Origin of the sequence: uncultured Kriegella sp. (genome assembly GCF_963975415.1) — a bacterium.
Taxonomy (GTDB): domain Bacteria; phylum Bacteroidota; class Bacteroidia; order Flavobacteriales; family Flavobacteriaceae; genus Kriegella.
Window position 1 is genome coordinate 209,106 of record NZ_CAXBGN010000003.1, and the last position, 12,820, is coordinate 221,925.

The 12,820-nt window shown below is 36.6% G+C and carries 7 protein-coding genes and 1 other RNA gene; 2 read left to right on the forward strand and 6 right to left on the reverse strand.

Annotated features, from left to right (window positions below; all coding sequences use genetic code 11):
- Positions 1 to 8: 8 nt before the first annotated feature.
- From AACZ88_RS07635 to ssrA, 4 genes are all read right to left on the reverse strand, one after another.
- The gene (locus AACZ88_RS07635; RefSeq protein ID WP_339708578.1) at positions 9 to 5,363 is read right to left on the reverse strand and encodes a hypothetical protein; all 5,355 of its coding nucleotides are present in this window, start codon (positions 5,361 to 5,363) and stop codon (positions 9 to 11) included.
- 457 nt (positions 5,364 to 5,820) lie between these two features.
- Positions 5,821 to 6,750, reverse strand: coding sequence for a M23 family metallopeptidase (locus tag AACZ88_RS07640; protein WP_339708580.1), 930 nt, complete (start codon positions 6,748 to 6,750; stop codon positions 5,821 to 5,823).
- Between the two features lie 154 nt (positions 6,751 to 6,904).
- The gene (locus AACZ88_RS07645; RefSeq protein ID WP_339708582.1) at positions 6,905 to 7,597 is read right to left on the reverse strand and encodes a LuxR C-terminal-related transcriptional regulator; all 693 of its coding nucleotides are present in this window, start codon (positions 7,595 to 7,597) and stop codon (positions 6,905 to 6,907) included.
- Positions 7,598 to 8,238: 641 nt separating this feature from the next.
- Positions 8,239 to 8,636, reverse strand: a transfer-messenger RNA (tmRNA) gene (gene ssrA / locus AACZ88_RS07650).
- Between the two features lie 545 nt (positions 8,637 to 9,181).
- Here ssrA and AACZ88_RS07655 point away from each other — a divergent pair.
- Positions 9,182 to 10,387: an NAD(P)-dependent oxidoreductase gene (locus tag AACZ88_RS07655; RefSeq protein WP_339708584.1), complete on the forward strand. Its 1,206-nt coding sequence runs from the start codon at positions 9,182 to 9,184 to the stop codon at positions 10,385 to 10,387.
- Positions 10,388 to 10,496: 109 nt separating this feature from the next.
- Here the strand turns inward: AACZ88_RS07655 and AACZ88_RS07660 are convergent, their stop codons facing one another.
- Entirely contained in the window at positions 10,497 to 11,609 is a 1,113-nt protein-coding gene (locus AACZ88_RS07660; RefSeq protein WP_339708586.1) for an Sb-PDE family phosphodiesterase, read from the reverse strand.
- Between the two features lie 68 nt (positions 11,610 to 11,677).
- Complete coding sequence (locus AACZ88_RS07665) at positions 11,678 to 12,349, reverse strand: DUF1361 domain-containing protein (RefSeq protein WP_339708588.1); 672 nt, start codon at positions 12,347 to 12,349, stop codon at positions 11,678 to 11,680.
- A 75-nt stretch (positions 12,350 to 12,424) separates the two neighbouring features.
- Here AACZ88_RS07665 and AACZ88_RS07670 point away from each other — a divergent pair, with 75 nt between their 5' ends.
- Positions 12,425 to 12,784, forward strand: a complete 360-nt coding sequence (locus AACZ88_RS07670) for a DUF1801 domain-containing protein (protein ID WP_339708590.1) — start codon at positions 12,425 to 12,427, stop codon at positions 12,782 to 12,784.
- The last annotated feature ends 36 nt before the right edge of the window (positions 12,785 to 12,820 follow it).

A 12,820-nucleotide genomic window follows, 5' to 3' on the forward strand; every position in this document is an offset into this window, starting at 1 on the left:
GTCAATGTTTAGCAATAACTAGCATAATAATCAATATCTGCAGCGAGAATTTCTTCGTTTATATCGATATTACCCGACCCTCCACTCTTTCCATTTTGGGCGTTATAGATGATTTTTTCAGACTCGTAAATACCTGTTACTTTGGATTTTTTGAATAGCACCAAGCTATAACCATCCCAGTTATCAATTCCGTTAAATCCATTCTCCCTCGAAAAGCAGATAATTTTGTGCTGCCTGTCTGGGTCTTCTTCAATTGTTTTGTTAAACATAAATTGTTCTGCTGTTTCTAGGTTTTTTAGACCAATATCAAATTCATGTTCTGAGTTCCCCTTATTAGATTTAAAAGTGATATACAGTTCATTAGTTGTAGGTAAAATTGAATTCATATTTCTGAAAAGATTTCCTTCAATAAAGCTTATCTCCGGGTCAGGATTTGCTTCTTCAGCAGAATGTTGTTGTTTTTTAGTTCCATCAATCTGCTTTTCCATGGTACATTGCACAGAAACCTTAAAAAATCTTGAAAATCTTTTGGTGACCCTTACCGTACATATTCCATGTAGTCCATTTCCTTTACTCTCTAAGCCTAAATAAAAAGTGATTGCTGCCGAAAACAATCCAATAATATTAAAACGACCTACGCATAAAATATAGCCTTTGATTACAGATTGTTCTTCTTCTGGCTTTTTTGATTTATATATGTAGATTCCCCCAACTAGATAAGCTGTTCCTTTGACTATGCCAGCGATGTTTAGATTGAAAATTGCACCAAATTCAAGTACAACCTCCATTGCCACTATTCCATCTTTAGGCTCCACGATAATGTTGAAGTATCCTTGACCACCAAAAGCTAAGTACGTAAGACCAAATTTGGAATAAGGTGATCCCAGGCCAAATCTAAATCGCATGGCTTTATTGGAATCAAATGGCAATGTTAGCAGAGCTGCAAAATTCATATTAAAGAAAAGAAAGGGGCCGGCAGGTATATCAGGCAATGGAATTGCAAATCCAATACTGGCCCCTGAGCTATCAACATGAAATATTAAATTTTTGTTGACAGTTTTTAGATACTTCTGAAAGGCCTGAACAAATGCCAATACTCCTTCAAACTCAACATGTCTGATTTTGACATCAAAATCATCTTTCAAATCTGTACCGCTGATAAAGGAGACTTTTTCAAATCTTATGGTAATTAATTTGAGGAAGTTAATATCAAAATCATTGAGTTTGGTCTTTGTATGAAACGTTTGATTGGCAATCTTTGGTGATTGGTTATATTCTGAAACATCGAATTCTATATTGTATTGAACATCAACTTCTAATTCAGTGATTCTTGAAGGAATAAACTCTACAGGCCCTACTTCATTCCTAACAAAATTCCTTGTAGTAAATTGGTAGTTTAGGGATTGTTTTGAAGCTTCGCTAAGTTTTGACTTTAACTCATCAATTTCTTTAAGCCGTGTTTTGATTCTTTGGTACTCCGGACCCCCAAACTCCAAATCGGCAAGCTTTTTAGAATATTCATCACGAAGCGCATCAAAATCATTAAGTAGGTTCTTGCCAAAATTCCTAATTTCATTTTCAAGTTTTCTAAACTTGGCTTTTTCTGTAACAAGTAAATTTTTTAGATTCTGGAGATTTTCTTCAACTATATCACTAATGTCAAATAGATCTAAAGCTTCATTGCTTTCAATGATTTTGTCAAAAGTCTTGATATGAATTTCGTAGTTAGAGAGTAGATTATTTATACCATTTAGTTTCTTTATTTCTTTCTGAATGTAATCTAATGCAGCATGTTTATTAGGGAAATCAGCCTGTTGAATCTCAATTTTCTCAATTGAATTGAAGTATTGCTCAACTAATCTTTTTTCCAGTTCTTCTTGAATACCTAGATCGAAGTTTTTAAGGTTCAGTCTTCTGGCCTCAAACTTATAATGACCAAAATTGAATAACTTAAAGATTGTTCTAAATTGTTGATAGCTATTTAGTATGTTTTCGGATTGTTTAATCCACCCTTCTAGCCGTTTTCTGTATTCTTCTGGCTTTATATTGTTTATACCATCAAAATTTGCATTTTCAACTTTTCGAAAAATGCTCTCCCAAGTCTGCAATGCTTGGTTCTTTTTAGCTTTAACAAACTTGGGGCAAAATTGTGCAACCACATACAGAGCTTTCAAAAATGTGTCATATTTTTTCTGCTTTTCCGAAAAAATTTGTGATGCATTTTCAATGATTTTGATAAACTGAGCTAATTGTTCCCATGAATCTGGGTTTTGAACTATGCTCTCTAGAAAACGTATTCTTGCAATTTCGAGAATTTGTTTATGATTTAATTCCGAGAAACCAAAAAGTATGGAGACCAAATTGAGCACAGAAGATTCATCCAGCTCAGTATTTATTTGTGAGCTAAGCTCATTAAAAATGAATTTGATTTCATTTTCAGGGCAACATGTGTCCTGATATATTTTTTCTTCATACGGAAGAATCTGTTTAACATAGGAACTGATTCCGTTTTGAACACTTTCATATTCATTCTCCAGAAAAATTTCAAGTTGATTTAAACTGTTAATTTCATTAAAATAGTTTTTTAAAGATTTCAACCAGCTTAAGGTTTCTGAAAGTTCTAAATCCTTAATCCTACTTTCATAATCACTAATATTCTCACGAGTTTCTTCAAGTAATAGTTTAGCATTTTCATATTGTTGTTTTGAAGTTGAATAAACATCCTCCAAATTATTGACCAACGATTCAATCTTTTCAAATGTCCCCTCAATATCCTTTACAAAATTGAATTTGGGTATTTGTTCAATGGGCAAGGACGTTTCAAGAATATCTATTAGAGAAATTCCACAAATAGAGGCATCAAGACCATCAAAAATTGAGATGGTTTGAACTGGTGGAGATATTATTATTGAACCTGATTCTCGGGTTCTTTCCGCTTTATTATTCTCAAAGTAATTACTTCCCTTTTGAAACTGTGTATTGTGTGATTCGTCATAAATAACACCTTCATCCAAAACCGATAAATGTGATATTTTGATTCCAGGATTGACCATTCCACCGGCCTCCCGATAATTCTTGGCAAAGAAATTTTCTAGGGGTTCTTCTTTTTGTTCAATCGGTGTAAGAATTGAAGTATTTATCTTGTCAACAAGTTTCGGATTGTTTTCAATAAACTTAAAAATCAACCTTGCGGGATTCTCATCTCTGAATTCTTCAGTTTTTTCTCCGCGTTTTGAATTGTCTTCCTTAAACTTAAAGTATGATTTGGCCAATCCGACTGTCCTAAGGCTACTTATACCTTCAATCTGATCTATTTGGGATACTATAATTTTTGCGTGATGTAGGAAAGGTATTAACGGATATTTTTCATTAAAACAATCATCACCTGAATACCTACCACGTTCATAAAGTGATTTGTTGCTTAAAGGAAGGAAAAATTGTGAAGCTGTGTAAAAGTTGGAGTTTTCAGAGGTTTGAGTAATGGATCCTAGTACTTCATCTTTATTCTGTTTTAAACGCTCCAATTTAGCATAAGTAATCTCCGAGTTGGGTCTAAATGAATAGTGAACAACTCGGTTTTCGGTTTTTCCAAGAATATTGGCTATATCGTTGAATTTCTTTTTAAGATCTTCTTGATCATTGAACACTTTTTTAAGTGTAAAGGAATAAGAACGTTCTGAAATAGAAAAAGCACCATCTTCGGCATCTACATGTAGATTTTTCAGTTCAAGACCACCTAAGTGCTTAATATGAACTTCTTTTTTAGGCCCATAAGGTACCGCAGGCAAACTACAATCAGGCTGATAACAATATTTTCCGGATTTAATCATGTAACTCTCGGCTGGGATGAATATCATTTTAGATGAGAAACGATGTTCATTGCCCGACTTGTCAATACCGATATACTCGAAGGTCAAGTCGTTCAACTCTCTATAATCTCTTGGATTGTCGGGGTTTTCACTATTGTTTTCACTTTGCACATGATACCAATTTTCTGAACTGGGTTTGAGAGGATTGAAATAGGTTCCATTGGATAGGGCTGTTATCTTGGACCAAGTCATAATTCCTATTGCATGGCCATGTTCATAAGACTTTTCCCTCTCCATAAAATCCAAATAATAGCGTTTTAAAAGATAGGACTTGCCTCCAGTGAATTTGCGCTCGGCCTTAATTGAAACCAAAATCTTAAGGCCCGTAAAAATGTCTATTGCCCTAAAAGTAATGCTGACTTTATTATCCCGAGCATACTTGATTTCTTGCTCCCATCCAACAATGGAAGTGTTTTTGGTGGGGTATTCGTTGTAGTACTTTAAATTGGCTGAGGTACCAATGGCAGAAATCTTGAATGGTTCTGAGGCAACATCGCGATCCCATTCTGGCAACATGGTAAGTTCATTCAACTCTTTTCGATGAATCGGAGAAGGTAAAAGTTCAATAGTACGGTTCTCACATTCACAATTTTCGGGTTCATTGGGCTCAGCGTTCTCTTCATCTTTATTAATGCCAATAACTTTAAAACGTGCACTTGTTTTTTGACCTAGTAAATCTTGAAATTGCAAGTCATTTTCCCAGATTTTGACGATTCTGAATTTAAGACTATTTCTTTTTCCCTTTTTTAAAATCGTCGAACTGTTTGAATCAAATACAAAGGAACCCAATGACCTTAATGTTTTGGTTTTGTCACCTGAATCATTTTCAAAAGACGGAGGAATAGGAGACAAATACATTTTATAGGGAACTTCTAAATTGGTTATGGGCCAAAATTTAGAAGCTTTGCCATGTTGATTAAAAATCAATTTTTGGTTTTTCGAATCTTCTATTTGAAATATTGAAAGGTCTTCTACACGTGTCTTTTTGAACCGGTCTTGATTAGAATTTGGGTCCGAGTCTATAACATCAGTCAGAAAATCTCCCAAACTCACCAATTGAAAATTGTCATTCCAATTCAGAATATTTTTTGGGTTTAGCTTCAGTTTGTCTTTAGGACTCACCCAACGAAATGCCAAGACCGATTTACCAGATAGAAAGGAGAATTTTTTATTTAGTTTTGAAGAATTCAACACTAGCTCTTCTGCAATATGCTGGGACGGAAGAATGACCCGTATAAAAGACTCTTGATCTTGTATTAGCCTATGCACAAAATTGCCCTTTACATAGACATTAAAAAATTCAATTTGTACGTTCAACAAGTCACTTGAACGAACAAGGTTTAAAATTAAGTCTGGACTTAACGGTGCTTTTAGATTAAAATTCTCTTCAAAAAAGAATTCACTGAGAGCAATAGGGGGTAGATTAAAATTACCAAGAGCAACCAAAGATGAATTCTTGATGAATTCTCTTCGAGAATATTTATTATCTGACATAACTATTAATGTTGGTTGATCTTAAAAAAATTAAGATTTACTTGAACTAAAGCCAGTATAAAAGTTAATTTTTACAGAGATTTCGAACTATATTGAGTGAGTTATTAAGGGACAAATCAAATAAACCTATAAAAACTTATTCTTTTTAACATGCTCATTTTTCATCCTGGGCTCCCTAAGTTTATTTGTAATACCGTTTTAATGCCTACACAGCTAAGTAAGTTAAGCGCACCCACTGTACCTAGAGTGGAAGTTGGTAAGAAGCTCTTTCTAGATCTATTCAACTTTGTTTGGTGTTGGTTATTAGTTGTTAAATTAATTTTAACAAAGCAAGTATACACGGTATAATTCGTTTCCAGATTATCAAAAACTACCAATAATCTTAGATAAGCTTGATTGACATCTTTCAAATATTTTTCTACAAGTTGGCTATTTTGGTGAATATATTTTGAGATTTCTATACGTAATGGTTAGGGTCTAATGCGGCTTTCGAGCGCTTTTCTGTTGAAGAATAGGTTCGCCATTTGTTTCTATGAATTTCCAAATGTAAATGAGGTTTGTCATCACCAACATTACCGCTAGTTCCGGTTAGTCCTATGACTTGTCCTGAATTTACTATATCTCCTTTTTTTACTTTTACTTCGCTTAAATGACAATAACCGGCCCCATAAGGTTTTCCATGTTTAATAAACTGTAAAGCGATATATTTTCCAAGGCTATTTCCATAGCCAACGTCGGTTATAGTGCCACTGAATAAAGCGAAACATTCGCTGGCAACTGGGGCATGCAAATCTATCCCTGCATGGAATTTAGTGCCACCGTTTCGGCTACAACCAAATTTATCTTTTGACAAGTTATTCGCCCATTTTAAATTGGTTAATGGTTTTGCTTCATAATTTGGAGCCTTCTCCCAATCAAGCGAATTGGGGCAAACAGAAAGCTCTTTCGAATCAATTTGGGTCTCTACGTTGTTCAAGGAATTACTAAAAGTCTCGACGCGTTGTTTGTCCGCAAATAACTTTTCGACCTTTTTTAATATACTAGTTGATATGCTAGTAATTATTTGATTAGTAGTGAAACCGAATACTAAACCATAACCAAATACTACTAGTAGATTTTCACCAAATTTGGCATCTATACCTTTGAGACCTACTATGGCATCAAGAAGCGGAGTGAGCATGGAACCCGCAATTCCAATTATGATATAACCTGTCAAAGCTAATTGCCAAGTGAGTGCAGGAAAACCCCAAGACTTTCCGGTTTCTGTCATTTTCACTGAATCATCCTTCTTTGTTGGCTCGGTGGGCAGGGATAAATAGGTGTAGAAGTAATTTACCAATCCGGCAGTAATGCCAGCGAGAACAAGACAAAAAATTAAATTGACCATTTTTTTTATCTGATTGATTAGTTTGTTTTATTCCTTAGTGGAGGGAACTCGTTTTTATTTATCGGCCGGACATAATGAAAACATAGGAAACTTCGCTATCTTCTAAAAGTATTTAAAAAATAATTTTTGTAGAATACGCCATCCGGCCTATTTTTCAAATAGTTGCAAAGGCCCGAGCTATTTTCTCAAGCTCAGTACGCTTTGAAGTATTCAATTTTTTGTAAATATTTTCACAATGTTTTTTTACCGTTTTTTCATCTATAAAAAGTAGGTTTGAGATTTCCTTTCTAGAAAGTTCTTGACCTAAAAAACCCAGAATTTCCTTTTCTCGTTTTGTCATTTTTTTATAGCAGCAGAAGTATTTGTCATAGGTCTTGTTCATACCAAACAAACGATTGACCGCATTGGTCAGGTACTCAATTCTATCAGGGAAAAGTGATATTGAAATAAGCTGGGTGTTGTTCAATATCTTGGTTGAAGTAAAATGAAAAACGGGTTTTTCATCTTCTTCATACTGCCAATCCTGAAAAAAAGGAATGACATGATTCGGGTCATCTTTACCGATTTCGGCCATTAACTTTGGGTAAGTAATGGTTCTGGTGAAATGACTTTGGTGTTTTTCGAAGACTTCAGCTCCTAATGTTCTCAATTCTTCTAGCGAATAGCGTAATATATTACACCCTTCTTTAGAGATATATTCAAGCGCTAGGTCTTCACGATTATTTATGTGAAGAATACCAGGTATAATATCAGCTAAATCATCGTAAGATATAACGCCCTGATTAATGAGCTTGCTGAGTTTGAAAAGTTGCTTGGGGGGAGCCTGAAGGAGTTCCTTTTCCGTCATGGTTCGTTTGGATTGGTTCGAATTACAAGGAAAAGCATGATAATGAGGCATTTAAATATACCAAAAATCTTACAAATCTTAATGGTGCGTCAATAAAAATTTTGAGATTTATCTTTCAGTTATATGAGATTTTTTATGAATAGCTAAAATTTAATGATTCTTTATTGTGTTAGAAAACTCTGCTCTAAGTTTTAACCAAATACCAAAACACACCAAATAAATACAAAATTTATTGAAATAAAGGTTATCAAATAAATACGTAGTTTAAGCTTCGAGTTTTAATGAAAATAATCTTGGTCAATGCCTTACCATCCGGCTGGGCCAAAAACGTCTTAGAAAATAATTAAAATGGAAAATAGGGCTATAAGGAAAACATTCTCTAGCCAAGATTTGGGTATATTTGATATTAAATAAGTTTAAGAATATTGTAAATCAACTATTTACAATATTTTAGTATAAATTGGTACTTCAAAAGTGGAGCCGGAGGGATTACCTTCGTTTTTCCCAGGGGGCTACAGTCCTCTAAATGCAAAGCCACGTGCTGTGCGCTGGTTTTGTTATATTATTCCGAAATCTTGAGCATACTCAATTTCTTCATAAAACAACAAAACCACACCTGTCGGTGTGGCTTTTGAGCTTAATCGTGGAGCCGGAGGGATTCGAACCCTCGTCCAAACAAGCAATTACAATGCCTTCTACATGTTTAGTCTTCACTTGGTTTTCGATGCACGACCGACTGAAAACGGCCTATCGTACACTTAGCTTCTTAAGATTTTGGTGGCGTTACCGAAGCCATAACACCCTTATGTTGACTTTTTTGGTGCTCCTAAATGAACCGCCGTCAACAAGGGCTGTTCAGGAACATCTCGCTTCTCTACCTAGTAGAGACGAGGCATATCCTACTATAATTCAGATTATGCGGCAAGAGCGTAATTATTATCGCCAATTAAAAGTGTGAAATATGAGATTAACGAGCTGTATTCCAGCGCTCGACATGCTTACATTGCCATTGGTCTCGCTGTCAAAACCAGTCGGCCCCGTAATGAGGTAGCAAATCTTAGATTTGCGCTATCGAATTATGCCCTGATCGTAGTCGAAGGGCCTAAAACATCTCATTGTTTTTTCAAAGAACATATTATCTCCGCAAAAGCGGCAATCTTTTTCAACTTTGTTCCTTTGCCATACATCCCAAAAATGTATAAAAGGGTTTCTTATGGCGTTACCCCTTGCGGCAAAAAACCTTAAGGGGTCGGGCTATCGGCCGTACACCCCCTGTCCAGCCGAAGCTGCTCAAAGGCGGGGTACCTGCCTCTATCCCTAACGCATAACACCTTTTCAGAACAAACTTATTATCCGTATAAAATATGCGGGCAGCAAAGCTAAGAAAAGTTTGCTTACCCATGATAATCCTACTACATTTAAAGCAAACTTTGTACCAAGTACATAATAAGAAACTCATTTTCAATACTGAAGTTGCACTTTTTAAATAAATAGAACTAGCACTTGTGTTCAAAGTAAGCAGTTAGGAATATTTTTTTTTGTAATTTAATTTACTGATTATCATAGTATTAAAAAGTATAAAACGTGAAATTCGGAATCATAAGAGAACGTAAAACACCGCCCGACCAAAGGGTAGTGCTATCACCGGCGGCCTGTCAAAAAGTCTTGGACAATCACAATATTGCCAAGATCAGTGTTGAGGCTTCACCCATTCGTACCTTTACCGACGCTGAATATAAAGAGATGGGAATCAAGGTTACCCATGACCTTTCAGACTGTGATGTGCTGCTCGGGGTAAAAGAAGTGCCGATAGATGCCCTAATTCCAAATAAAAAATACTTTTTCTTTTCCCATACCATCAAAAAGCAACCCTATAACAGAGTCTTGTTGCGGGCTATTTTAGAAAAGAATATCGAGTTTTACGACCATGAGGTCATTACCAATGCTGATGGGGTGCGCTTGGTGGCCTTTGGTAGGTATGCCGGTATCGTTGGGGCCTATAACGGTATTCGTGCCTATGGTAGGAAATTCGGAGAATTTGACCTTCCAAAAGCCGAGATGCTGGCAGACCAAAAAGCATTGCTACAAGAACTTCGAAAAATAAAGCTCCCAAATATCAAGATTTTACTGACAGGAAAAGGTCGTGTGGGTAATGGCGCGAAAGAAATGTTAGATGGAATGGGCCTAAAGGAGGTAGGTGTTGAATCTTACTTAAAAGACACTTTTAATGTACCTGTGTATTGCCAGATCGATGTTTCTGAATACAACCTAAGAAAAGACGGCGTAAAAGGCTCTATGGCCGATTTCTTTGAAAACCCAGACCACTACAAATCCAACTTTTTCAGATTTGCAAAGGTGACCGATTTTTATATCGCAGGTCATTTTTATGGTGATGGGGCTCCGTATCTCTTTACGCGCGACGATGCAAAGCATCCCGATTTTAAGATTAAAGTGGTGGCCGATGTGAGCTGTGATATTGATGGCCCGGTCGCATCGACGACTCGTGCTTCTACCATTGCCGATCCAATTTATGGTTATGACCCAAAATCAGAGCAGGAGGTGGATTATAAAGATGAATCGGCCATTGCCGTAATGGCGGTCGATAACTTGCCCGCCGAGCTTCCACGGGATGCAAGTGAAGGTTTTGGCGATGCCTTTGTGAAATATGTCATCCCCTCGTTTTTTAATAACGATGCCGATGGTATTTTAGAACGTGCCCGAATGACCAAAAACGGAAAACTTACCGAACGCTATACCTATCTACAAGATTATGTTGATGGTAAGGAATAGATTTTCATAGGGCCGTTAGCTTAATTTTTGAGCTAAATTGAAACCAGATTTCAATTAAAAAAACAAACCATCAGTCGAGGTTTTTTATTCGGTGCAAACGCTTCAATGATTAATCTACTGAAACCTTCCATTCGATAATAGGGTGCTCCTTAGGCGCTATATAGGCACCTAGCGCCTTTAATCGTAATTCAATATTTTGCAAGGGCTCCAAAGTTTTGATTTGTAAAGTTTTTGTTTTTCCGGCTTCTATTTCAAAAACAGGGGAACTGCTGTAAAAGGTATAGGGCATTTCATTTTCGAACAAAAGATCACTGCTCGTAGTGTTTTCAAGTTCAACTTTCAATACTTGGGTTTTTTCGATATAAGAGGCACTGTTTACCTTGATGCTGGCTGCTAGTAATGGTTTCAGATATTCTGCACGACCAACTAAAAGTGAGTTGTAAACAGCCACGGTTCGGCCGGCAAAAAGAGCTTCTTTTAAACTTTCTAAGCTTTTATCCTTGGCAAAGACCAAAGTGATGGGGCGGTGGTTTCCTTTTTCGGTGTAGCTCCAATCGACAAGTCCGTGAATATCACTGGTGCCCATGATGGTTAAGTTTTGTTCTAACGCCAAGGCTAAAGATTCTTCGGAATAGTCGGTGGTGTTGATGACTTCGATACCATGCAATTCCCCCTTTTTTGCCCGTTCAATTTGAAAATCACTCCAAATGGGGTTTCCTTTCGGGCGCTGTCGGTGCCATGCCGGGTGATTCCAAAACACAAAAGCTCCTTGTTTTTTTGTTTCGGCAAAGGCTTTTTCTGGTTTTTCGATTAAAAGTTTATTGGCATCCGTAATAAAAACGGCATTATTATGACCGACAGGTGCGGAGCGGGTAATTTCAGAACCGCGAATGATCAATAAATCGTGTTCCCTGGCTTCGGCCAATGCCAAATCGAATGAGCGATTGCGATCAGGGTGCGGAATATCTTCTTTATGGGGCTGGTATTCTAAATGTTCGGTCAACGAAATGGCATCCAGATTTTCGCGTAGCGCTTCCTGTACCCGAATTGTGGGCCAGACATTTCCATCGGAAAAAACGGTATGCATATGTAAATCGGTCTTTAGGGTTGTATAGCCCTCAATATCGGGAAAGGTCATGGGGGTTGCCCCGCCATGGGAATGCGATTGGGAATAACCTTGGTATAAACTTAAAAAGACGAGAAGTAGTAGTATTTTTTTCATGGTGGTATATTTTATATAAAAATACACAACCTGATGTAAACCTTATTTAACCCGTATGTTAAGCAAAATTAAAGATTGGCATCCCGTACATTCATGCCGTTGGTGCCTCTTAAAAAGGGTTTTAATGCCCAAAAAGAGACCCAGATAAAACTGCCGAAGCCAAAGATCCATAACCAGGCCTGCACGATAAAAAGTGAATTGAAAAGGCTTTGAAATAATAAAAGTGGTCTTGCGATAATATCCCAAGAATTGAACCGAAGAAATCGACCAAGAAAAATTCCGTAGCCACTAAGAAGGCATACAATCAATAGAATACCATTGGCCAATACGGGATGGTTTCCTTTACGTAGAAAACTAAAAACATCCATCATTGACAGCACTCCCAGTATAAGACCATTAAGGGCGAAAATAAAAAACATTAAGAGGTCGATCCAAATGGTAGGTCTACTAGTATCTAAATGAATTAGATCGGTAATTATATACGGACTATTCGGCAAAAACAAAACCCATAAAATGAGCACACTTATTTGTGAAATCTTTGATTTTCCAATGTTTTTGTGCAACACTAATTGTTTGGAAAGGAAAAGCGGAATGGTCGCCAAAAAAAGGTTCCACAATAAAAAGGTGAAATCTGTTGATTGGGTCAAATATACACGATAGGCCAATATCAGGATACCCAATGCCGTGAGCAGCAAAAGTTTTCTGTGAAATAGGTTGGTTTTTAAAATGCCGAAGCCCATGAAAAAAAGTAAATTAGTCTATGAAATACAAACGGACCAAGCCTGTATTTGTTGTTTTAAAAATAATTATTGCCGATGAACCCTGCTGAAACCTATATTCTTGACAAGCCTGAACCTTTTCGAAGTATATTATTGCATCTACAATCAGTTATTGAGCGCACCGCTCCCGATGTGGTTTTAAAATATAAATACAAGATTCCCTTTTATTATGTCGATGGAAGGCCGTATTGTTATTTAAACCAAAGCAAAGATTATGTAGATCTTGGTTTTTGGAACGCCGCTCACCTTACTATTAATCTTGAACATATGACCACTGCTGGCCGAAAAATGATGAAGTCGCTGCGGTATAGGTCCCTTGATGAAATCGACGATACCATTTTAATCGAAGTATTACAGGATGCCTATTCAGTACGTAAGAAAAAGTTTTGGAAATAGAACCTGGGCTCAAATCCAAAAAAACAATTTTTCCTA